Raw genomic sequence first — 24,257 nt, 5'->3', positions numbered from 1 at the left:
TAAAACATATTAGGAAAATGACAATATGAACGTCTTAAATCCCTTAAAAATCGGTAGCCTTAGCGTATTGTTTATCAGCTTAACCGCTTGTCAAGCCATTCCAAAAGCCAAAACCGACCCTGTGGTCGCCCAACCGAACCTGCCTATCAATACTGCTTATGCCGTTTATGACAATCAAACCGTGAGCAATGCCGAAGCCAAAAGCATCGCAGGGCAACGCTGGCAAGATTTTTATACCGACAATAATTTAAAACAACTGATTGCAATCGCCCTTGAAAATAACAAAGATATTCAAAGTGCGGTTTTAAGCATTCAAAAAGCCCGTGCCGCTTACCAAATCAGCGATAATAGCAACATTCCAACCGTGGGCGTATCAGGCTCAATGGGTTATGGTGCAAGTGAAGCACAAGACAAAAACCCAAGCGAAAGCTATAATGTTGGCTTGTCTATGTCGTCGTATGAGTTTGATTTTTGGGGCAAAATTGCCAATCAAAAAGAATCTGCTTTACAAAGCTATTTTGCAACAGGGGCAGCTAAAGACACCGCCCAAATCAGCTTAATTAGCAGTATCGCCCAAAGTTATGTGGCGTATAGCTATAACATTGCCAAATTACAATTGGCATTAGACACGCTAAAAACTCGTGAAGAATCGTTAAACATTAACAAAAAACGCTTTCAAGCAGGTTTGGACTCAGAATTGACCAGCGTACAAGCCCAGTCATTGGTAGATTCTACCAAAATCAGCATTGCCAATTTACAAACCGCTTTGTTACAAAACCAAAATGCGTTACGCCAGTTGGTCGGCACAGAGTTTAACAATGCTTTGTTGCCAAAAGCTCCTGTCAAATCTATCACCAACAACAAGATTTTTAGCACAGGTTTGCCAAGCGATTTGTTATATTATCGCCCAGACATTCGCCAAGCCGAATATAACCTAAAAGCCAAAGGGGCGGATATTGCGGTGGCTCGTGCCAACTTTTTCCCAAGTATCAGCTTGTCAGCAAATACAGGCACGGCAAGCAGTGATTTGTCAAACTTGTTCAAGTCTGGCACATTTAGCTGGGGCATTACGCCAAGTGTGAGTATTCCGATTTTTAATCGTAATTTGGGCGTACAACATGAAGTTGCCGAAATTGATGAAAAAATTGCGTTAAGCAGTTATGAAAAAACCATTCAGACCGCTTTTAAAGAAGTCAATGACGTGCTTGCCACTCGTGCGACCTTAAACCAAAAAATTGCAGGCTATGAAAGCATGAAACAAGCCAACGCCAAAAGCTTGAACATTGCTAACGCACGTTTTAAAGCAGGCTTGGACAATTATTTAGGCGTGCTAGATGCCATGCGTAGCCAATATTCTGCCGAAGAAAGTCTATTAACCGCACAACAAGACATGATTAACAGTCAAATTGAACTGTATCAAGTACTAGGCGGTGGGGTGAATACAGATGTTGCACTAGAAACACCAAAAAGCACGCCAAATGCGGTGGATAAAGCCAAACAATTGGCAAATAAAGACCAAAGCGAAAAATAAAAAAACTTAAAAAAAATAAAAATGTTCGTTAAATTAACGAACGTTTTTTTTATTAAAACGCATAACTGGCAATGCCATGTGCAATCGGCTTGCCTGTATCGTCCGCCAACATCATTCGTACCGTACAGCCCTTTCGCCCCATGCGGATAATCTCGCCTGTGGACGTATAAAACGCCCCACGCCCCACCGCCAAATAATCAATGCGTAAATCCACCGTTGCCACTTTCATCACTTTTTTGGTAAGTTCGTCAAATGTGCCTTGCCCCCGTTTAAAAATCTCGTACATGGCAATCACACCGCCCAACGTATCAAGTACAGTTGCTGAAACGCCACCATGCAAAATTTGATAATTGACATTGCCAATCAAATCAGGCGTTGAAACGGTTTTTCCAGTGATTTGTTCGGTTGTATTGTCAAAATTAAACACGGTATTGGTTAATTTTAAAAATGGGCTATGGCTCATGATTTCGGCAAGTTGATGACCGACTTCGTGCAGATTTTCGCTAAAATTTAGCGGATTGTCATTTTGGTTTTGCAATATTGGATTGCGGATATTTACCAACTCTTGTTCATTGGTTAAATCGGAATGTTCGTCTTTTTCTTCAATAAAATCAACGTCTAAAATAGCGGTGGTGGGTGTTTTGTTTGGCATGGTATCGTCTTTTGATTATCTTTAAGATAAAATTTAAAAAATATATCTAAAATATGTTAAAATAGCACGCAGAAAAATTGATTGTAACTTTTTTAACAGCTTTTAAAAACCATATTTTAACAAAATCAAGGATAAAAAACATGACTTATACGTTTAACCGCTCATTCCCCACCACTCGCCTACGCCGTCTGCGTTACAACGACAACATTCGTGCGATGGTGCAAGAAACCCACATTGAACCAAAACACCTAATCGCCCCTGTGTTCGTCCTTGACGGCAAAAATCAGTGTGAAGCGGTCAAAAGTATGCCAAATGTAGAACGTATGAGCGTGGATTTGTTGATTGATTATGCCAAACAATTGTTAAGTTTAGGCGTTACCACAATTGACCTATTTCCTGTGATTGACCCAAGCCTAAAAACTGAGCTTGCCGAAAACGCCTATGATGAAAACGGCTTAGCGTGTACCGCTATCAAGGCGATTAAAGACGCTGTGCCAGAGATGGTTATCATGACGGACGTTGCCCTTGACCCTTATACCATTCATGGGCAGGACGGCTTACTTGATGAAACAGGCTATGTAACCAATGACAAAACGGTGGAAGTCTTGGTAAAACAGGCGTTAAGCCATGCTCGTGCAGGGGCGGATATTATTTCGCCAAGCGATATGATGGACGGACGCATTTTGGCAATTCGTCAAGGTTTAGACAGCGAAAACTTTGTTAATACGGCGATTATGGCGTATTCGGCAAAATACGCATCGGCATATTATGGGCCTTTCCGTGATGCGGTCGGTAGTAGCGGTAACTTAAAAGGCGGACACAAAAAACAATATCAAATGGATTTTGGCAATCGTGCCGAAGCCTTGCACGAAGTGGCGTTAGACATACAAGAAGGTGCGGATATGGTGATGGTAAAACCGGGTCAGCCGTATCTGGACTTGGTGCGTGAAGTCAAAGACACGTTTGGTGTGCCAACTTACGCTTATCAAGTATCTGGCGAATATGCCATGCACATGGTGGCGATTCAAAATGGCTGGCTGACGGATGCGGTGATTTTGGAAAGTTTGCTTGGTTTTAGACGTGCAGGTGCGGATGGTATTTTGACCTATTTTGCGATGGAAGCAGCTAAAAAACTTAATAATTGTTAATTAATTTAACAAGTTTAATGATTTTAATCATAAATATTGAAATATTTTGCAATATTTTTGTAAAAATGACTAAAAAAATTTGTAATTTTGTGGTTTAATATACAAGTTTTTTATGACACCATTTTTTAATTTTATGAAATGTAAACTTTCTCAAACTCAAATGCTTAATTTGCGAACAATGTCAATTGTTTTGGCAGCGTTTTCTTATTGATTAAAAAACCGTTGAACTTTTGTTTGGCAGTTTTTGTGTTTTTATATTTTTATAATAGTCAAAGCAATTTGTTTTAAGACAAGGAAAACGAGCGAAATTGTACAAATAGTACTATGAGCGAGTTTGACGCAGTATTAAAGCAAATTGACAAGACTATCGTTTATATTTTATATATTTTCTTTACCAGTGGAGCTTTTATGAGCATTGCTATTAACACCCCAGATTATGTAAAACATCAAGGCATTATTGATTTTGTCCAAAAAATCGCTGATTTAGCCAAACCTGCTCGTGTGGAGTGGTGCGATGGCTCGGAAGAAGAAGACCAACGCTTGCTTGGCATGATGTGCGACAACGGCATGATGACTAAGTTAAACGAAGAAAAATACCCAAATTCGTACCTAGCTTGCTCGCACCCTAGCGATGTCGCTCGTGTGGAAGGTCGTACTTTTATTTGTAGCGAAAAACAGATTGACGCAGGGGCAACGAACAACTGGGAAGACCCAGCCAAAATGCGTGAAACGTTAAACGGATTGTTTGACGGCTGTATGGCAGGTCGTACCATGTACGTTGTGCCGTTTAGCATGTGGCCACTTGGTAGCCATATCGCTCATATCGGTATTGAATTGTCGGATTCGCCTTATGTTGTTGTTAATATGAAACGCATGGCGCGTATGGGTAAAGCGGTATTTGACGTGCTTGGCACAGATGGCGAATTTGTTCCTTGCGTACATTCAGTTGGCAAACCGCTTGCCGAAGGCGAACAAGATGTAAAATAGCCTTGTAACGATGAAAAATACATTGTGCATTATCCAGAAACTCGTGAAATTTGGTCGTTTGGTTCTGGTTATGGTGGTAATGCGTTGCTTGGTAAAAAATGCTTGGCGTTGCGTATTGCGTCTGTGATGGGACGTGAACAAGGTTGGCTAGCTGAACATATGTTGATTCTTGGCGTTACCAATCCACAAGGCGAAAAACATTACGTTGCTGCCGCTTTCCCATCTGCGTGCGGTAAAACCAACTTTGCGATGTTAATCCCACCTGCAGGTTATGAAGGTTGGAAAGTAGAAACCGTTGGCGATGATATTGCGTGGATTAAGCCAAATAAAGATGGTCGTTTTTATGCGATTAACCCAGAAGCAGGCTTTTTTGGCGTTGCACCCGGTACATCAAACGCAACCAACCCAACTTGTATGCAAACTTTAACCAAAGACGTGATTTTTACTAACGTTGCTTTAACTGATGACGGTAGCGTTTGGTGGGAAGGCAAATCAAAAGAAGCCCCAGCACATTTGATTGATTGGCAAGGCAACGACTGGACACCTGACTGCGGTCGCAAAGCGGCTCACCCAAATGCTCGCTTTACCGTATCGGCAAGCAACTGCCCAATTATTGATAAAGATTGGGAAAATCCAAACGGTGTGCCGATTTCTGCGTTTATTTTTGGTGGTCGCCGTGCGGATACTGTGCCGTTGGTGGTGGAAAGTTTTGACTGGGTGGACGGCGTGTATAAAGCCGCTACCATGGGTTCTGAAGTTACCGCCGCCGCTGAAGGCAAGCAAGGTATCGTGCGTCGTGACCCATTTGCGATGTTGCCATTTACAGGCTATAACATGGGCGATTATTTTAACCATTGGTTAAACATGGGCGAAACCGTTGCCAAAGTTGCTGAACAAAACGGCAACCAATTGCCAAAAATCTTTAACGTAAACTGGTTTAGACGTGATGAAAACGGCAAATTCGCTTGGGATGGCTATGGTCAAAATATGCGTGTGCTTGAGTGGATTTTACAACGTGCGACAGGCAAAGGCAATGCGGTGGAAACGCCAATCGGCTATATGCCAACCTATGACGATTTAAACTGGAATGGTTTAGAGTTTAGTCAAGCACAATTTGAAACGGTAACAAGCCTTGACAAAGCCAAATGGGAAGCAGAGCTTGCCAGCCATGATGAGTTGTTTGAAAAGCTAGGCTCGCAAGTGCCTGAAGCGTTAAAACAAGCTCGTAAAGCGACAGGTGAACGTGTTGCAAAAATATAATTGATGTTTAAAATGTAGGAGGTTCATAACTGCTTCTTGAAAACTAACCAAATCTACTTTATAATATCTAAATGAACAGATTAATTAGTATCAACGAAGCATCAAAACAACTAGGTGTGTCTATCTCAACATTACGCAGATGGGACGAAAGCGGTGTACTTGTTGCCCAAAGAACGCCAAAAGGACACAGGCGTTACGATATTAGTAAAATCAATCCCAACCTACTACACGGCATAGGCAACAAAGACCGTAAAACAGTTGCCTACGCTCGTGTATCAAGCCACGACCAAAAAGACGACCTAGAACGCCAAATCCAAATATTAGAACTATACTGTGCCAAACAAGGCTGGACTTATGAGATTATCAATGACTTAGGCTCTGGTATGAACTACCACAAAAAAGGGCTAAAACAACTACTTGACGGCATACTAAACAATGAAATTGGAAGATTGGTATTAACCCATAAAGACCGATTATTACGCTTTGGAGCAGAGCTTGTATTTGCCATTTGTGAAACTAGAAACGTTGAAATCATCATCATCAATCAAGGTGAAAACCTATCCTTTGAAGAAGAACTCGCCCAAGACGTGCTAGAAATTATTACCGTCTTTAGTGCAAGATTATACGGCTCACGCTCTAAGAAAAACAAAAAACTGCTTGAAGCTGTTAAGGTAGTACTAGAATGACCCTAATACGTGGACACATCATCGCCCTAGACCCAACGAATAAACAAGCAACCTACTTTGCAAAGGCTTGCGGTGTGGCTCGTCTTGCCTATAACTGGGCGTTAGATAATTGGCAAAAACAATACCAAGCCGATAAAACTTATCGTAATGAATGCTTAAAAAATGGCATAGAAATTGACAAAAACCAGCTTAACCAGCCTAGTCAAGGCAAATTAAGAAAACAACTAAATAGCATAAAAAGACAACAATTCCCCTTTATGCTAGAAGTAACCAAATGTAGCCCACAACTTGCCATCATGCAACTAGGAGACGCATTTAAACGCTTTTTTAAACTTATTGACATCAATAACAAACCTTTTATCAAAGTCCCCAATCTTGGACTTGTTAGAATGCGTGAAAAACTGCGACACACAGGCAAAATCCTATCCGCCAAAATCTTTAAACAAGGCGGTAAATGGTTTGTATCGGTTGCTGTTGAATTACAAGACATCATCAAACCACAACCCAAAACAGGCAAGCAAGTTGGTATTGATTTAGGCATTACAGACCTTGCAACTTTATCCAATGGCGAAAAAGTACAAGCCCCTAAGCCATTAAAAGCTAAACTTAACAAATTAAAACGACTGTCAAAAAGTTTAAGCCGAAAACAAAAAGACTCAAAAAACCGTGAAAAGGCAAAAACCAAGCTATCACGGCTACACTTTAAAATCAGCAATATCAGAAAAGACTTTTTACACAAGCTAACCACAAGCCTTGTTAAGTCTTATGATGTGATTTGTCTTGAAAACTTAAACGTTAAAGGCATGGCAAAGAATAGAAAACTTAGCCGTGCGATTAATGATTTGGGTTTTTACGAATTTAAAAGGCAACTGATTTATAAAGCGAATCAATGGGGCAAGACCATTAAAGAGTTAGACCGCTTTTATCCATCAAGTAAAACCTGTTCATGTTGTGGCTTTATCATGGATAAAGCAAATTTGACACTGGCTGTCAGATATTGGACTTGCCCGAACTGTCAAACACTCCACGACAGAGACATTAATGCTGCGATGAATATTTTAAATCATGCAACTAAGGTTTTAACAATCTAATATTTTTGGCGGTGAGTTCCACCGTGTCAGCCTATGGAGTTGATGTAAGTCTTAAGTCAAATGACAAGAGCAAACAACGTTGAAGTAGGAAGAAAACGCTAAATTTGCTCTTGGGTAGATTTGGGTAGGTTTTTCGGAACGGAATTAGCCTATCGCCATTTGTTGCATTTTTGCTTGGGTTTCGCTTTCGGCATTTCTGACGACAAATTATCTATAAGATGGCACAGCGATGGTAGCAAATACACCAATAATCATTACGACAATCATCAGCTCAATCAGGGTAAATCCTGATTGAGTTTTAGGATAATGAACTGTGGAAAATTTGATTTTTTGGTTCATTGTCTTATCCTTTAGTTATTTTCATACCAAGTGCTTGGTTTTAATACGTAGCGTGGTTCAACGATAATTTCGTTTAGCGTTTGGCTACCACCTACTTTATCACGGGCTTCTGTTAATTGGCTTTGTCCACCTGTAGAATTATCAAGACCCATCATAGATGAACCGCCTACGGTTGTCGTGCCGACTTGTATCAAGCGTTTATCACTATCGTTGCCTGAGTTGACACGATTAGTAGTTTTGAGACGCTCGGTAAAGTCTAGTGTACCGATTAGCATACGTTTGTTTGGTTGGTCTTTGCTGGCTGTCCCAAAGTTAAGCTCTTGGATACCTTGACCTGCACGGGCAAAACCTGCTGTGCCATTGTGTGATAGTTGATCTTTACAGATACCATAAGGTAAGCAGTAAGCTTGACGCTCTGAACCACCTGCGATTTTGGCAGTACACGCATCGGTTGAGCCATAGGTCATATCTGGGTTATATACAGTTGTGTATAGATAGCCTGCAAAAATATCACTACGTCCCATACCTTTGCTATAACGTACATTGGCAAATCCGTCAAATAGACTTAATGGATAGTACCAGCCTTTTTTGATATAGTTTTTCATCACACCGATGGCATTATCTCTAACTTCTTGTGAATAACCAGCCAATGGCACAGTATCGTCCATTGCCGTTGGCAAAGCCGCTAAGTTATCAATGGTTAAGTCTTTGATAACTGGTGAGAAGGTGCCGTTAGTTGGGTAAAAATCACTGTTCACACGCGTTACATCGCTGTCAATGATACCGTACAGTCTGTCAGCATATTTGTTATCATTACGCATTTTTGACAATGGTGAGCTTCTATCACCTGAGATAACGTTAATCAAGGCAAATAGTCGGTTATCTGATGTATTACGGTGAATACTCACGATTGGGCGTTCATAAAAACGACGTGCGTATTTTTTGGTTGCAGCGGTATCTGCATCGTTATCTTTTAGGATACGCGTGATTCTAGGGGTGCTTTCGGTTGAACCATCTTTAAAGTCCACACGGAATACTTGACCACCCAAATCACCAAAATAGATATGGTCAGTAAAGCCATCATTGTTACGGTCAAGGGCAGTTACGCTACCGACGATACTATTTTTTAGGTTAGTATCTCTAGTGTCACCCGTTGTGCTTGACGCTGACCATAGTAATTGACCTGTTTTTGCATCTACCATATAAACTGCATTACCTTCGGCTTCTGCTTTATTAGAGCAAGTACCCAATGTGGTATCTGTGATACCAACTTGGAAGTTTTCATATTCGTAACACATATCATAACCACCACCAAAGATGATAACATCTGTACCTTTGTCATCTTTGTTGGTTGTTTTTCTGATTTTTGCGTAGGTTGGTTGATTCCAGATATAACCAATACGTCCAAAACCTGCTATGCTTGAATCAATCAATGTGGTATTTTTTGTAGAAAATAGTTTTTTTGGTGAATTAGGATTACTGATGTCCAATGCTAACAAGCCTTTTCCGCCCAAACGCATACCACCATAAGCATAAACGCTTTTGGTTGATACTTTGCTATTATCATAGTCATATTTAAAGTCAGATTTGACTAACCAATGTCCATCTACACCAAAGTTTGGCACACCTGCTAAACGGTTAGCATCTGATATATAAGTAGAGTTTGGCACAAGGGCATTTACTTGATTTTTCATCATGGCTAATGTAATCATCGCCGTTTTTTCTTCACCGCCATTGTTTTTACTTAAATCGTCAGCACCGACCAAGTGTAATGCACCGTCCATACTACCAAAGAAAATATAGTCTTTACGGCTATCTGCTTTTACCTCACCATTTTCGTCAAGGTCAGCACCGTATGATACCGCTAAAGGCTTGGCGTGAATGGTTGCACCCAATACTTTATTTTCTGATGTTGGTTGTACCATTGTTAGGTCTTTAATAGCTACTGTGGTTGTTTTTTCCCAAGTGTCTTCATTAACATCTGTACTTGAAAGATTTTTGGTTCTACCACTATAGGTTGCTTTTTCAAAACCTAAAAACTGTAGTAGTTTAATTTGGTTAGCTCTTGTATAAATTGTAGTATCCAATAATGCATCAAAGCCAATAGGTTTACCAGCAGCATCAACTTTGATTTGTTTAAAAGTTGTGTCAACACCACCTGCAATTGCTGTATCCTCTACCCATACTGAACGCACCTTATCCAAGCCTTGGTTTGGTGATTTTAGATTGGCATAAACACCACCTGCTTTAACACTGTCGTTAGCGGGTTTACCTGCGTTTTGGAAGTCTGTAGCACTCCATAAATCTTGAACTGAAGCATCTAAACCACCTACAATAGATGAAAACAGGTTTTTGCCATTTTTACCCGCCAATGTACCATTTTTAAGGTTGTATTTTTTGACATTACCTGGCCAAATGTTGCTGGTATTAGACGCTGTAGATAGTTTTGATTGCACTGTTGGAAGAAAAGCGTACGGCATTTCACCAATAACCTTATAAGGGTCGCTTGGCACTGTCATCACACCTGATGGTGCAACATTCGTTGTCTGTACCAAAGATGCTGCAAATTTTTGAAAGCTGTTTGCCAATACTTGGCTATCATTTGTAGCGGTAAAGCCACCTTCCCCATATCCGCCTGTTTTAAGCGTGCCAGACTGATCTTTTAATTCGGCGAGTTGGCATAAGTTTTTAGCATCTGCTGTTACTTTACTACAATCTGGAATAGACTCATTGACAAGATTGCCGTTCTCGTCAGTAACCTTAATATTACGTCTATTCTTATCGATTGATGAAAATACAGAACCAAACCCAACAGCAGCTGTTTTAATGCTTTTGCCTGTTGGGTTATTGCCTGAACGTAACCTTTTTGCATATTCACCCATACAGTTCCATGCTCCATCTACTGATGAATATAAATCACCAGCACAATCTGAGCCTGAGCGTAAATTCTTTTTTGGAAAGTTTGTAGTTAAGTTTAAGCTTTTGGTCATTAGGGCATTTGCTTTATCATAACTAGAGTTATTTGGTTCACCATCTGTTAAAAAATAAATACCATAACCATCACATTGTCCATCTACTATGGGAGATTTATAAGTTTTTAAATCTTCTGTCTTAGTACTATCATCTGAAAAAGGAAAGCCACTATTATCGTCCACTGCCCAATACGCTGTTTTTTTATCACCGTAATATACGCCTGTTGGTGGTGAATCTCGACTAGGTCTCACTAGCAATCTATCCTTAGGGCTACCAATCAGACTTGTATCAAACTTATCTAAATCATGATAAGAAACTTGAGAACTGGCAGGTAAAGGATCATAATAACAGCCATACCAAGTTTGCCCACCCACATTGAATGTACTCTTCAGACCTATTAAACAAGTTGAAAAGTACCACCAAGGCCAATTGGAATACCCATAACCTTTTTGTACATAACGAGTCGTTTGAGTTGGCTCCAAATTACTTGTAAGCGTTCCCATCATATATGCACCTGCCTCAGCATAAGCATGTGCGGATGGTGTACCACCAAATACTCTTATTTTTGATATGTTATCTACAATTAGTCTACGGTGTTCTTTAGTCAGTGGCTTCGCAGGAACAGTTATTACACCAAGCCTACCTGATGACAAAAATGAATAGGTACCAATACCTACTTTGTAATTATCTGGCAACCGAGTACCATTCGCAAACAACGGAATCAGAGCGAGTTTCAAACGAGAAATACGATCAAAATAGCCCACTGTTTTGCCATTAGCATCTACACTTATCGTTCCTCTACTTGTTGTTGGACAACCTGTTAATGTATAAGAAATTGTATCATACTGAACGCCTGAGCTATCTACCATTTTCTCAGTTCGAGTCATAGTCTGTACAGGTGTTGTAGTACGATTTGTATAAAGGCAAATAGTATAACGCTGAAGCCGCGCTTCACCAGCAGTTCGAGTCAAACTTTCCTTATAGTCTTCAGGAATACTAGACGGACCCATACTACCTGATATGTCAAGCATCATGGTAACAGTTGCCATACCTCCTGAAGCTGGTTTATAAATCTCTAAATCACCGATTTTTTTTACAGGTGAGTTGACATCAGCTTGCGTTGTAGAGATTGCACACAATGAAGCAACTACAGCAGTTAAATATTTAAGCGATGTTTTACAAGTTTGTTTATCAAACTTTCTATCAGTATTTTTTAATTTCATAATCTTTTCCTTTTTGGTAAAAGTGCTAATAAACTAAAATGTTCGCATTATTTTATAATGTACATTTGTTCTCGTTGCCTTTAACAATAGCACCTGTACCTTTACCCATTTCAATGCACTTAAACGCCTCTGCAAGATAGAATACTTCTACTTGTTCTACCAATTGTTTGCTTGGTACTTGCTTTTGTTTTAAACACTCGCTTAACAATGTTTTTTTATCACCATTATGTTCAAACACACTACTATCATTAAAACACTCACCAACATCACTATAAGATGGAATCGCAGAAGTTGAACGAATATCAAATTGATACTTAACCGAAGCTTTGGTTTCACTGTCAATACTAACCGCCTCAGCCACTGCACCAAATGGAATGTCTGCCGTTGTACTACCTTGTGTTGGATAGATACTCACTTGGGTCATAGTTGTTTGTCTGGCACTGATGTAGTTATCTTTTTTGGTTGGGTCACAGTTACCACGTTGTAAACCGTCTAAATAGCTTGTTGCTGCACCATCTCGCACAGTTGAGTGATTGGTTCTGGTTTTCGCGAGTGTGGGATTGTAACAAAAACTAATCTCATGTTTTTTTGCGTCATTACCATTTGCAATAAAATGTCCAAAAATACCATTTCGTGCGATAACGGCTGATTTATAATCACTGCCGTTAACATCGCTATTTACAATGGTTTCTAATCTATCGTTTGCACCGTCTGCACCTTGTAATAGTAGTGTGTTGATTTGGTCGCTGGTCGCCAGTTGCAAATCGGTGGTGCTACGTCTCATCGCCATCGCCCCAATGAGCATAATCAAAATCAACATCAATAATACAACAATCAAAGCAGCACCTTGTTGTTTATTGCTATAAGATAGATTAGTATATTGATTTTTTATCAAAAGTGATTTTGTATTGTTCATTTTTTACGCTACCTTTAAAGCTCTCTTGCACCAGTTGCCACGATTGAAACCAATCTTGCATTTCTTAACATAGCGGTTGATTCATACGTACGGCGTGCATATTTTGGTGTTGTGGCTGAGATTGTATTTTTTTCACCTAATACATTAAATTCAGTTGGTGGCGTGACATCCCCCACAATCGGTGTAGAACCTCTAACTATCATGCCAACTTTAACAGCAACGATTGATGCTCGGTATAAGTCTGCTGTCTTTGGTAATGCCATATATTCATGAGGCGGTAAATATGACATTGCTGTTATTTTTTCACCTGGTTTTGCTGGGTTATCTTTTTGTCCTTGCAAACCCAATTTAATTTTAAATTGGTCAACATTTAAAATAATTTCCTCACCATCACCACCAAAATCTGTGATATTACCTGTTTCATCTATTCTACCTGCATCACATGCCAACACCAAACCTGCACTACCTGTCGGATTGGTTGTCGGTTGTCGTAAAAAATAACGCTCAATCAGTTTTTTATTATTCTCAACTGTATTGCCTTCACAATCAATAATATCTTTACCTGTTATATTTTTATACTGAATTGTTAACTGGTCGCTTTTGATATTCGTGTTTGAGACGCCAGACCAAGCAGCAATCGCAGGAACACCAGTTCCTGTATTTTCAGCAACTGCCGCACCAACACTGTTGGTTAACAAATTATCTTCAATATTGGCAAGATTACCATCTGTTAAAACTCCGCCCACTAACTTTCTTGGTTGTAAGACAATACCACCATCAACTGTTTTATAATGAATTTTTGTAACAAGATTACCCAAGTTTGCCATTCTAATAGAATGTTCTAGCTGCTGAACACCAAAAACACTCACATCTGTTATTTCAGAACCACTTTGCTGAATTGTTTTGGTGGCGACTATTGTGACATATACTTGCATTACAGCTGCAACAATTAACAATCCCAATACCAATGAAATCATCAATTCAATAAGTGTAAAGCCTTGTTGTTTTTTTGAGATAGTCATAGTCATTAGTACGCCTCCATGATAAAGCAACTAGAACCAATATTATAAGAGCCGTCTGCCTTGACACAATTAGGACTGCCATCACCGACTGTTGGGTCTGTCTTACCCCAACTTATTATTAAGCAAGTTAATGGTCTGGTTGTCGCTGCTACTGTCCCTGTAGATACAGAGCCTGGGCAATTTAGCGCCTTTGTTTGTAAATCATTTTCTGTAGCAAATGTATAAACTTGAATACCATCACGTGTTGCTATCTGTTTGATAGTGCAATTATCATCAGATCGCAAACAACTGTTAACCGTAATGGCTTTTCCGTCAACAGAACGACTCGTTTGTTTGGCATTAAGCGCTTCTCTAAATGCGGTAATACCATCAGGATTAGCCCGCATCATTTCAGCACCACCACGCATAATACCCAAGGCTCTACTTCTAATCACACTCTCATCGGTTGCTTTGACGGCTGTCATCTGCATAGCAGAAAAGCCTAGAACAGCAATGGCTAATAATAATAAAGAGACCATCACTTCTATTAAACCGATACCTTTTTGATGTTTCATCAGCAAGTTCCTTGTGTTATAACATTGATGTTGGTGTTTTTATCAACGGTTACGACTTTTTTATCACCGCTAATACCTTGATAACAAAAAGAAAATCCAGGTTTTGGTGTGATGGTTGAATCAGGAATATTATTTCGACTGATATTTTTTTCGGTACTCTTTTTTTGTGTAAAATTAAAGGCATAAGGCATACCGCTCACATATCCGATATTTACCTTACTATCATACTTATGTTTTATCACACGGCATGTTGTACTGGCTTTAGGCTTGGCTACATCCGTGCAGCCAGTAGCAGTGCCACCATTGACTGCTTGGGCTGCAGTGATAGTACGGTCACTATTATGGATAACAACAGCAACAGGCGATTGATACACCATTGCATCAACACGAGCTTGTTTTAACACCATTTCGGTTAGGTCAATGGCGTCTTTGAGTTTCATATTGGCGATTTGTCGTTGAAATGACGGTGCTGCCATTGCCGCAATAATGCCAACAATCGCAACCGTAATCATCAACTCAATCAAGGTGAAGCCCGATTGGTTTTCAGAATATTTCATAAAATATCCTTACAATTTTAAAAAAATTGGGGCTGTACTAGATTAGCTATCATGTTATACTAAAAATATGAAGCTAACACATTGTAAGTTAAATTACACATTATGATTGTAAAACAAATTTGTGCTAAAATAAAGCAATTTTTTAACTTTTGTTGATAGGAAAAATCATGACAAACCCAATTTTAGACCCCAACTGGCAACAAGACGCATTAGACCCAAGTTTGGACTTTTTTGAACAAACCCTTGCCGTGCGTGGTGGCTATCATCGCACGGACGAAGGCGAGCATTCAGAAGCCATTTTTACCACAAGTTCCTACGTTTACGCATCGGCAAAAGACGCGGCTGACCACTTTAACGGCAACAAAAAAGGCAACGTCTATTCACGCCACACCAACCCAACCGTGCGAGCATTTGAACGCCGTCTTGCCTTACTTGAAGGCGGTGAACGCTGTGTTGCAACCGCCAGTGGCATGGGGGCGATTTTGACCATGTGTTTGGCGTATTTAAAGGCAGGCGACCACTTGCTGTGTGCCAGGCAATTGTTTGGCTCATCGGTGGCATTGTTTGACACCTATTTTAAACCACTTGGCATAGAAATCACGTATGTGGACTGCTTTGACAATGATGCTTGGCAAAATGCCGTGCAGTCAAACACCAAAGTTTTATATTGCGAAAGCCCAAGCAATCCACTTGCCCAAATTGCCGATTTGTCTTATTTGTCAAAATTGGCTCATGATAATGGGGCGTTGCTGATTGTGGACAATTGTTTTGCCACACCAGCCATTCAAAAACCGCTTGAACTTGGGGCGGACGTGGTCATTCATTCGGCAAGTAAATATATTGATGGACAAGGGCGAGTGCTTGGCGGAGCTTTGATTGGCAGTGATGAGCTGATGGAAAAGGCGTTTACCGTCATTCGCACAGGGGGGATTAGTCTGTCGCCATTTAATGCGTGGGTGTTGTTAAAAGGACTGGAAACTTTGTCCATTCGTATGAAAGCTCACTGCGAAAATGCCAATCAAATTGCCGAATTTTTAAGCAATCACCCCAATGTGGAAAAAGTGCATTTTTCGGGTTTACCAAGCCACCCATCGCACGAGGTGGCAAAACGTCAGCACAGTCATTTAAATGTGAATGGTGGGGCGTTTGGGGCAATCATTGGTTTTGAAGTCAAAGGCGGTCAGCCGTCTGCGTGGCACGTTATTGACAATACCAAAGTGATTAGCATTACCAATAATTTGGGCGATGCCAAAAGCACGATTACGCACCCTGCCACGACCACGCATTTTCGCATGACGCCAGAGGCAAGAATTGAGGCAGGCGTGAATGATGGCTTAATCCGTCTGTCAGTGGGGCTTGAAGATGTGAATGATATTATCAATGATTTAAAACGTGGGTTGGATAGTTTAACTATTTAAAAAATTAAGTGTAAGATATCCTAGCGTTATTTACAGTATTTAGGATAAAATACTGCAAATGAACATACATAAAAACACCAGACTGCTACCGTTTGAAAGAGAAGCTATTTGGATAGCCTATCATCAAAACAAACAAAGCGTAACATCACTTGCTGAAGAATACAAAGTATCAAGACCAACAATCTACAAGGTATTGAAACTTGCCAGAGTGAAGTTACTAAAACCACAAACCAGTGTCAATAATCGCTTTAAACAAGCGAAATTTGGCATTAAACGCTTAGCTAAAGTTGAAAAGAGTATACAAGACAAACTCAAAAAACAAGCCAAGCGTTATAATAAATCCTATCCTGGTGAGATGGTACACGTAGATACAAAACGCCTACCACTGCTCAAAGGACAAAATAGCAACAGCCCTAGAGAATATCTGTTTGTTGCCATTGATGATTATTCTCGTGAACTGTATGCTTGTATTATGCCAGACAAAACAGCTTTTAGTGCGGCTAAGTTTCTGACAGAACAAGTTATTAAACCTTGCCCTTATACGATTGAGGTGATTTATTCTGACAATGGCACAGAATATAAAGGCACAAAAGACCATGAATTTGTCAAAGCCTGTTATAATAACAACATCAATCAGAAATTCACCAAAGTTGCCAAACCACAAACCAATGGTAAAGCAGAACGAGTAATACGTACGCTCATGGAAATGTGGCATGAACAATGTGAATTTACAGGTAGTGAACATAGAAAGCAAGAATTAACAAGATTTCTTAATTTCTATAATACCGTTAAACCCCATTCATCTTTAACTAAAAAAGATGATATTACTGGCAAAACTCAAACCTTTACTCCTTATGAGTGGTTGGAGTTTTATTTTAAACAAAGTGTAAATAACGCTTGAGGTTCTTACAAATTAAGGAAAAAATATGTTAAACCCTATCGCTTTACCTTACAGCTTTGCCAAACGCCATCAAGTTTTATTGCAATACCATGATTTAGAGTCACCGCCAAATCTGATTATTACCGAAAACACGCCAACCACAGCGATTAACGAAGCCAACCGTTTTGCCGTTAGCCAAAATATCGCCTTACCGCTTGCGTTAAATTTGGTCGCAATTGATGATTTTGACAAACTTTTATCCAGCATTTATGCAGGCAATACAGGCGAAAGTCAGCATATCGCACAAGGGCTAGAAGACCACCCAGATTTGGCAAGCCTTGCCGACAGCGTGCCTGAAACCGAAGACTTGATGGAGCAAGAAGATGACGCACCGATTATCCGTCTGATTAATGCCTTGTTGTCCGAAGCCATTCGCCTAAATGCGTCCGATATTCATATTGAAACCTTTGAAAAACGCCTATCAGTACGTTTTCGTGTGGACGGCGTGTTAAAAGAAATCGTCAGTCCTAAGCGTGAATTGTCGCCGTTGCTCGTTTCTCGTATCAAGGTGATGGCAAAAATGGATATCGCCGAAAAACGTGTTCCGCAGGACGGTCGTATCTCGCTACGCCTTGCAGGGCGTGAAGTGGACGTGCGTGTATCTACTTTGCCGTCCAATTTTGGCGAACGTGTGGTAATGCGTTTGCTTGACAAACAAGCAGGGCGACTGAATATGACGTATTTGGGCTTGAGTGATAACGATTATGACACGCTCAAATATTTAATTCACCGTCCGCACGGCATTATTTTGGTAACGGGTCCGACAGGTTCTGGTAAAACAACCACGCTTTATGCGGCTTTAACTGATTTAAACGACAACACTCGCAATATTTTGACAGCGGAAGACCCGATTGAATTTCAACTTGACGGCATTGGGCAAACTCAGGTGAATAACAAAGTGGATATGACTTTTGCTCGTAGCCTAAAAGCCATGCTCCGCCAAGACCCAGACGTGGTCATGGTGGGCGAAATCCGTGATTTGGAAACGGCTGAAATTGCGGTACAAGCGTCATTAACAGGGCATTTGGTGTTATCAACTTTGCACACAAATACAGCGATTGGAGCAGTTACTCGCCTTGCCGATATGGGTGTTGAGCCGTTTTTGTTGTCGTCAAGTTTGATTGGTGTGGTTGCTCAACGTTTGGTAAGAACGCTGTGTTCATGCCATTCTTGGGTGGAAACGGACGAATTTTCGGCAAGTATTTTTAAAGAAATCGGTATAGAGAATGTAGAAAAACTACCAAAACCTGTCGGCTGCGAAAAGTGTAATCATTCGGGTTTTAAAGGACGAACGGCAATTTATGAAGTTGTGCCTGTTGATGATAAGTTACGCCAATTAATTCATGCACAAGTTGCCGAATTTGAGTTAGAAAAATATGTTCGTAGCAAATCTGGCTCAATCCGTGCGGACGGCTTAAAAAAAGTGTTGTTAGGTAAAACCACGCTTGAAGAAGTGTTAAGGGTAACCAAAGAAAGCGATTGAAATGAATAGTATAATTTAACTTCATTTAAATAACAGAAAACCACGGAAAATACTTGTAAAAATTTCCATATTTTGACATGATAAATAATCATTACCAAATCATCAATTATTGAATGAAATACAAAATATCCGAAATTGCAGGACAAATAAACCACCATGTACTTAACCCACACAATCCGCATTAAGATGGCACACAAGCATTACAAAATGCTTGATAACTATGCGTTTTTGTGCAAAAACTTATTCAATGTGGCAACCTATCACAATAGACAAGCAGTTATCACCAATAATAAAACACCAACCGCCTTCAATCTCATCAATCAATTAACCAAAACTAAACAACAAGATTACAAAGCCATTCCTGCCAAAGTTGCACAGCAAGTCATTAAACAGGTTTACCAAAACTTTAGGTCTTTTTGGGCGGTTATTAAAGCCTATCATAAAGATAAATCCAAATTTTTAGGTCGTCCTAAATTACCAAAATATTTAGACAAAACCAAAGGGCGAGCCAATATTATTTTTACCAAACAAGCGATTTCTAAGCGTGATTTACAAAAAGGCATTTTAACCCTTTCAAGCTATTTTGATACGCCCTTGTCTTTTGATTTGGGTAAATTAAAAACTATTGTTACTTATGATAATTTGCAAGAAGTTAGAGTCGTTAAAATTGCTAATGGCTATGACATCAAAATCACTTATAAAACAGATGAACCAATACTCAAACCCAACAATGGGCGATACTTAGCGGTTGATTTAGGCTTAAATAATCTTTTAACGGTTGTGAGTAATACGAACGATACACCTTTTATTATGACAGGCAAAACCGTTAAATCCACCAATCAATTTTTTAATAAAATCAAAGCAAAATTAACATCAAGCAAAGACAAATTAAAAAATAAAGCGGTCGCACAAAAACATTTTATAAACAAAAAATTAAGTCAGTTATCAGCCAAACGCAACAATCAAATTAATGATTACTTACACAAAGCAAGCTATTATCTTATCAACCACGCAGTTGCCGATAAGATAACAACAATTGTTATCGGTCATAATCAAGATTGGAAACAAGGGATAAATATTGGTAAAAAGAACAATCAAAACTTTGTAAGTGTACCTTTTGCAAGACTGGTGCAACTGATACAGTATAAAGCTAAATTACAAGGCATTGATGTGATTGTTACTGAAGAAAGTTATACGTCAAAATGTAGCTTTCTTGATAACGAGCCAATTCAAAAAAACGCCAATTATCAAGGCAAACGCATCAAACGTGGGCTTTTTAAATCAAGCAATAACACACTTATCAATGCTGATGTCAATGGTGCTTACAATATTTTAAGAAAAGTAATTGGGAAGTTTGATTACGACCCAATAGTGGTGTGTAGTACGCCAAAGATGATTAATCCTTTAAAGGCTAATCCTTGAATTTAAATTTCCGTATTTTTCCGTGGAATTTAGAACTATTGATAGTTATAAAAAATTAAAATAAGTTTAATTCTTTGAGCGACTTGGTTTCATTATGACCGACAATCACATGGTCAAGCAACTGCATATCTACCAACTCACACGCACTCGCCAAACTCTGCGTCAGCTCCAAATCCGCCTTTGACGGCTGAGCTGATGTATTGGGGTGGTTGTGAGCGATGATTAAACGGCTCGCACCGTATTGTAAAGATTTTCTTAACACTTCCCTAACACAAACCGAACAAGACGAAATTCCACCTGTAAACAAAACTTCAAACTGAATTAAACTCAATTCATTGGTTAAAAATACGACCGCAAATACTTCTCGGTGCAAATGGCGTAATTGCGTGGTGATGTAATCTTTAACAAGCTGACTATTGTTCAATATTGGTGTTTGGCGGATTTGGCTAGCAAGGTAACGTTTACCCATTTCTAGGCTTGCTAAAATTTGAGCGTATTTTGCTGTGCCTATACCATGACAATTCATGACTTCGTCAGGTGGTGCGGACAATAGTTCGGCTAAACTGCCAAATTTTTCTATCAATTCACGAGCCAGTTCTATGGCTGATTTTTCTTTGGTGCCTGTGCGTAAAAAAATGGCGAGAATTTCGCTATCGGATAGGCTGTCCGCCCCTTTTAATAGCAGTTTTTCTCGTGGGCGTTCATCGATGTGCCAGTCTTTGATTGACATTTAAAATCCTTTTAATTTTAAATTAATTTTTTAATTTGAGATACAGCCCATGTTTTTTGCCGTTATGCGTATCGAAACAATTTTCAATAATTTTAAAAAATTGTTCATCATTGTGTTCAAATTTTCGATAAATAGCATAAGACACCAAAGATACATAAATACCTCAAAAAAAAAGAGCCAAATCAAGGCTCTTTATGATATTTTAAAAAAGGAGAGGCAGTAGTAATAATCATACTTAACACCGTTAAAATAGCGAAACTGACCCTACTGTCATTATAGCAATTTTTACACAAGAAGCAAATAATGAATGAAATTAATTTACAAAAAAACTAAAAAACTTGCTATCATAGTGCCATTTTAGCCATTTTAGAAATCAAATTTATGAAAAACATCATCTTAGCCATCACAGGTGGCATTGCCGCCTACAAATCCGCCTTTTTTGCTCGTTTGCTTATTAAAAACGGCTACAACGTGCGTGTGATTATGACGGACGGAGCAAAGGCTTTTATCACGCCTTTGACCTTGCAAGCCTTGACAGGCAACCAAGTCCATACAGAGCTACTTGACGAAACGGCAGAGCTTGGCATGGGGCATATTGAGCTTGCCAAATGGGCGGATTTGCTGATTGTTGCCCCTGCTACTGCCAACACGATTGCCAAGCTTGCGATGGGCGTGGCGGACGATTTGCTTAGCACGGTTTGCCTTGCCACCACCGTACCAATTTTGGTCGCCCCTGCTATGAATCAACAAATGTGGCAACACCCATCAGTTAAGTTAAATTTGCAAACGCTTAGAGATTATGATTATGAAGTCATTCAACCCGCTAGTGGCATGCAAGCCTGTGGCGATGTCGGCGAAGGGCGACTGCCAGAACCTGAATATCTATTGGAATATGTTGAATATTTCATCGCTCGTCATACGACACCGCAATTATTGGCAGGTAAAAATGTAACCATTACCGCAGGAGCAACGGTGGAAGCCATCGACCCTGTGCGTTTTTTGTCCAATCACTCAACAGGTAAAATGGGCTTTGCACTTGCAAAAGCGTGTCGCAATGCAGGGGCAAATGTTACCTTGATTGCAGGGGGGAAAGTGCATTTGCCGACACCGTTATTTGTCCATCGTTTTGATGTATTGTCTGCCGAAGATATGTTAAAAGTCGCCAAAGACTGTGCCAATGGCTTGGCGTTGCCTTGTTGTGATGACGAAGAACATGACCACAAGCATCACCACCACGACCATAACGAGTTTGGTAACGATATCGAAGTTGAGCCGATTAGCACCGCCACCGATATTTTTATCGCAACGGCGGCGGTGGCGGATTATCGTACTCGTGATGTTGTGCCACAAAAAATCAAAAAAACGCAAGATGAAATGTCGTTGGATTTGGTAAAAAATCCTGATGTTTTGGCGACCATTGCCAAAGAATTTCCAGAGATTTTTGTGGTGGGCTTTGCTGCTGAAACCCAAGACGTTGAAAAATACGCCAAAGGCAAATTGGAAAGTAAAAAGCTAAATATGATAGCTTGCAATGACGTATCACGCTCTGACATTGGTTTTGGCAGTGATGACAATGCCATGACGGTGTTTTTTAACAACAAAAACGAGCCTGTTGTTTTGGAAAAAATGAGCAAAGAAAAAATTGCCGAGCAGTTGGTAGAGTTGATTGGGGTGGAATTGGGCAAAAAATTTACGTTTGTTAAGCCTTAATTTTTAAAACCGCAAAGAGCAATTATGGACATCACTATCACGCATTTAATAGGCACAAAATTGGTATTTATTTTAGGGATAAAATTTCACAAGTAGGGTTTAAAAAATTGGTGCTGATGATTTTGCTTGTGCTTGGTGTGAAGGCGTTGTTAAAGGGTTTTTCTTAATAATATTTGAGCTTTTTTACAAGTTTATTTGCCAAATACTGCTAAACAATCTATAATTACAATAATGTAACTATTTAAGTTTTTGAATACCGACCATTACAAGCCCACTAAGCAACAAAGAACAATCAGATTGGATAGCGATGTTTTAGAGTGGTTGAAAAAAGATGGCAAAGGCTATCAGACAAAGGCAAATGATTTGCCTAGAAATCTGATATTGAGTGAGTTAGCAAGATAAATCATTTTTGGGGCAGGCGTTGAGTTTGCCCTTTTGATTTACCAAAAACCAACAAAAAAAGGTGGCAGACCGATAAGCCGGGTTCTGTCTAGGACGAACATTCATCTAGGCGTACCGTTACCAGCACGCTCAAGCAACCTACCCGTGTTCTGTGCGGGCAACACATTGAACACCTATTTGGTCTTGCTACGAGTGGAGTTTACCTTGCCATGAGCTGTTACCAGTCATGCGGTAGGCTCTTACCCTACCGTTTCACCCTTACCATTTAACCAGTAAATGGCGGTCTATTCTCTGTTGCACTTGTCGTAGGCTTACGCCTCCCAGCCGTTAGCTGGCACTCTGCCCTTTGTAGCCCGGACTTTCCTCCCTTTACCTTTTAACAGTAAACAGCGTTCGTCTGGTCTGCCAGTGGCTATTATACCTGTTTTTATGGCTTTTGTGTAAGTCTTTTAAACTTTTCCATCAATTCATCATCAGTTTCTGGATAATTTGGGTCTTTGGGAATACAGTCCACAGGGCAAATTTCCACACATTGCGGTACGTCAAAATGCCCCACACATTCGGTACACAATTGTGGGTCAATCTCATAAATCAGCTCGCCCACATAAATCGCTTCATTGGGGCAAACAGGCTCACAAACATCGCAGTTGATACATTCTTCGGTAATTTTTAATGCCATTTTTTATCTTTTTTACCATTAACAATTGGGTGTGTTAAATTTTTGTTTTAATAAAGTTTCAACATTTTTTGGCACAAATTTATGCACATCGCCATGCAATTTGGCAATTTCACGGATAAATGTTGATGAAATAAACGAATATTCTTGGGCTGGGGTCAAAAATACCGTTTCAAAATTTTCATCAATTTCTCGATTAATATTGGCAAGTTGAAATTCGTATTCAAAGTCGCTCACCGCTCGCAAGCCACGCAAAACGGCGGTTGCTTGTTGCTCTCTGCACAAATCCACCAACAAACCATCAAAGCCAATTACGCTCACATTTGGCAAATCTTTGGTGCATTCTTTTACCATGTCAATGCGTTCATCAATGCTAAATAGCGGTTTTTTGTGATGTCCGATGGCAATGGCAATCACCACTTCGTCAAATAGCTTACTTCCCCGTTTGGCAAGGTCAAGGTGTCCTTTGGTAATGGGGTCAAATGTACCGGGGTACAACACTTTTGTCATGATAAAACCTTTTATTGTCGTTCAAAA

19 protein-coding genes, 1 other RNA gene and 2 pseudogenes are annotated in these 24,257 nt (G+C 39.8%); 11 read left to right on the top strand and 11 right to left on the bottom strand.

Features of this window, described 5'->3' with window-relative positions; all coding sequences use genetic code 11:
* Positions 1-25: 25 nt before the first annotated feature.
* Positions 26-1,531 (top strand): efflux transporter outer membrane subunit, encoded by a 1,506-nt coding sequence (locus tag ACGTJS_RS01235; RefSeq protein ID WP_410472568.1) that lies wholly within the window; start codon positions 26-28, stop codon positions 1,529-1,531.
* 52 nt (positions 1,532-1,583) lie between these two features.
* On the opposite strand, the gene ACGTJS_RS01230 is transcribed toward ACGTJS_RS01235, so the two are convergent.
* Positions 1,584-2,183: a thioesterase family protein gene (locus tag ACGTJS_RS01230; RefSeq protein ID WP_410472567.1), complete on the bottom strand. Its 600-nt coding sequence runs from the start codon at positions 2,181-2,183 to the stop codon at positions 1,584-1,586.
* Between the two features lie 140 nt (positions 2,184-2,323).
* Between ACGTJS_RS01230 and hemB the strand changes: the two genes are divergently transcribed.
* The 4 genes and pseudogenes from hemB (at position 2,324) to ACGTJS_RS01210 (ending at position 7,355) form a co-directional block, all read left to right on the top strand.
* On the top strand, positions 2,324-3,331 hold the full coding sequence (gene hemB, locus ACGTJS_RS01225) for a porphobilinogen synthase (RefSeq protein ID WP_410472566.1): 1,008 nt from the start codon (positions 2,324-2,326) through the stop codon (positions 3,329-3,331).
* Between the two features lie 408 nt (positions 3,332-3,739).
* Positions 3,740-5,578: pseudogene (locus tag ACGTJS_RS01220) on the top strand (phosphoenolpyruvate carboxykinase (GTP)).
* A gap of 71 nt (positions 5,579-5,649) precedes the next feature.
* Positions 5,650-6,264: an IS607 family transposase gene (locus tag ACGTJS_RS01215; RefSeq protein ID WP_410472565.1), complete on the top strand. Its 615-nt coding sequence runs from the start codon at positions 5,650-5,652 to the stop codon at positions 6,262-6,264.
* Positions 6,261-7,355 (top strand): RNA-guided endonuclease InsQ/TnpB family protein, encoded by a 1,095-nt coding sequence (locus tag ACGTJS_RS01210; protein WP_410472564.1) that lies wholly within the window; start codon positions 6,261-6,263, stop codon positions 7,353-7,355. Before ACGTJS_RS01215 ends, ACGTJS_RS01210 begins: the two co-directional genes overlap by 4 nt.
* Positions 7,356-7,565: 210 nt before the next feature.
* On the opposite strand, the pseudogene ACGTJS_RS01205 reads toward ACGTJS_RS01210, so the two are convergent.
* The 6 genes and pseudogenes from ACGTJS_RS01205 to ACGTJS_RS01180 all read right to left on the bottom strand — a co-directional run.
* A pseudogene (locus ACGTJS_RS01205) lies at positions 7,566-7,694 on the bottom strand (type IV pilin protein); the annotation flags it as partial.
* A gap of 11 nt (positions 7,695-7,705) precedes the next feature.
* Positions 7,706-11,716: a PilC/PilY family type IV pilus protein gene (locus ACGTJS_RS01200; protein WP_410472563.1), complete on the bottom strand. Its 4,011-nt coding sequence runs from the start codon at positions 11,714-11,716 to the stop codon at positions 7,706-7,708.
* A 226-nt stretch (positions 11,717-11,942) separates the two neighbouring features.
* Positions 11,943-12,806, bottom strand: a complete 864-nt coding sequence (locus ACGTJS_RS01195) for a PilX N-terminal domain-containing pilus assembly protein (RefSeq protein ID WP_410472562.1) — start codon at positions 12,804-12,806, stop codon at positions 11,943-11,945.
* Between the two features lie 14 nt (positions 12,807-12,820).
* The gene (locus ACGTJS_RS01190; protein ID WP_410472561.1) at positions 12,821-13,834 is read right to left on the bottom strand and encodes a PilW family protein; all 1,014 of its coding nucleotides are present in this window, start codon (positions 13,832-13,834) and stop codon (positions 12,821-12,823) included.
* Positions 13,834-14,382 carry a type IV pilus modification protein PilV gene (gene pilV, locus ACGTJS_RS01185; protein ID WP_410472560.1) on the bottom strand — a complete coding sequence of 183 codons (549 nt, stop codon included), beginning with the start codon at positions 14,380-14,382 and terminating at the stop codon, positions 13,834-13,836. The genes ACGTJS_RS01190 and pilV overlap by 1 nt, the downstream gene beginning before the upstream one ends.
* Positions 14,382-14,939, bottom strand: a complete 558-nt coding sequence (locus ACGTJS_RS01180; RefSeq protein ID WP_410472559.1) for a Tfp pilus assembly protein FimT/FimU — start codon at positions 14,937-14,939, stop codon at positions 14,382-14,384. The genes pilV and ACGTJS_RS01180 overlap by 1 nt, the downstream gene beginning before the upstream one ends.
* Positions 14,940-15,106: 167 nt before the next feature.
* Between ACGTJS_RS01180 and ACGTJS_RS01175 the strand changes: the two genes are divergently transcribed.
* From ACGTJS_RS01175 to ACGTJS_RS01160, 4 genes are all read left to right on the top strand, one after another.
* Positions 15,107-16,357 (top strand): O-succinylhomoserine sulfhydrylase, encoded by a 1,251-nt coding sequence (locus ACGTJS_RS01175; protein WP_410472558.1) that lies wholly within the window; start codon positions 15,107-15,109, stop codon positions 16,355-16,357.
* 58 nt (positions 16,358-16,415) lie between these two features.
* Positions 16,416-17,258 carry an integrase core domain-containing protein gene (locus ACGTJS_RS01170; RefSeq protein ID WP_410472002.1) on the top strand — a complete coding sequence of 281 codons (843 nt, stop codon included), beginning with the start codon at positions 16,416-16,418 and terminating at the stop codon, positions 17,256-17,258.
* A 25-nt stretch (positions 17,259-17,283) separates the two neighbouring features.
* Positions 17,284-18,780, top strand: coding sequence for a type II secretion system ATPase GspE (gspE, locus tag ACGTJS_RS01165; protein WP_410472557.1), 1,497 nt, complete (start codon positions 17,284-17,286; stop codon positions 18,778-18,780).
* A gap of 156 nt (positions 18,781-18,936) precedes the next feature.
* The gene (locus tag ACGTJS_RS01160; protein WP_410472556.1) at positions 18,937-20,202 is read left to right on the top strand and encodes an RNA-guided endonuclease InsQ/TnpB family protein; all 1,266 of its coding nucleotides are present in this window, start codon (positions 18,937-18,939) and stop codon (positions 20,200-20,202) included.
* 55 nt (positions 20,203-20,257) lie between these two features.
* On the opposite strand, the gene radC is transcribed toward ACGTJS_RS01160, so the two are convergent.
* Entirely contained in the window at positions 20,258-20,932 is a 675-nt protein-coding gene (radC, locus tag ACGTJS_RS01155; protein WP_315043400.1) for a RadC family protein, read from the bottom strand.
* 381 nt (positions 20,933-21,313) lie between these two features.
* Between radC and coaBC the strand changes: the two genes are divergently transcribed.
* A complete protein-coding gene (gene coaBC / locus ACGTJS_RS01150) occupies positions 21,314-22,642 on the top strand; it encodes a bifunctional phosphopantothenoylcysteine decarboxylase/phosphopantothenate--cysteine ligase CoaBC (RefSeq protein WP_315043402.1) in 1,329 nt (442 codons plus the stop codon).
* A 249-nt stretch (positions 22,643-22,891) separates the two neighbouring features.
* Positions 22,892-23,044 carry a BrnA antitoxin family protein gene (locus ACGTJS_RS01145; protein ID WP_315043404.1) on the top strand — a complete coding sequence of 51 codons (153 nt, stop codon included), beginning with the start codon at positions 22,892-22,894 and terminating at the stop codon, positions 23,042-23,044.
* 57 nt (positions 23,045-23,101) lie between these two features.
* Here the strand turns inward: ACGTJS_RS01145 and rnpB are convergent.
* The 3 genes from rnpB to coaD form a co-directional block, all read right to left on the bottom strand.
* Positions 23,102-23,453, bottom strand: an RNA gene (rnpB, locus tag ACGTJS_RS01140) — RNase P RNA component class A.
* Positions 23,454-23,471: 18 nt separating this feature from the next.
* The gene (locus ACGTJS_RS01135) at positions 23,472-23,723 is read right to left on the bottom strand and encodes a YfhL family 4Fe-4S dicluster ferredoxin (RefSeq protein WP_315043406.1); all 252 of its coding nucleotides are present in this window, start codon (positions 23,721-23,723) and stop codon (positions 23,472-23,474) included.
* Between the two features lie 18 nt (positions 23,724-23,741).
* A complete protein-coding gene (coaD, locus tag ACGTJS_RS01130) occupies positions 23,742-24,230 on the bottom strand; it encodes a pantetheine-phosphate adenylyltransferase (protein ID WP_315043408.1) in 489 nt (162 codons plus the stop codon).
* Between the last annotated feature and the right edge of the window lie 27 nt (positions 24,231-24,257).

The sequence above is a fragment of the Faucicola mancuniensis genome (assembly GCF_046523945.1).
GTDB classification, from domain to species: Bacteria; Pseudomonadota; Gammaproteobacteria; order Pseudomonadales; family Moraxellaceae; genus Faucicola; species Faucicola mancuniensis.
The sequence above is the reverse complement of the archived record's forward strand: the minus strand, read 5'-3'. Positions and strand labels throughout refer to the sequence as shown.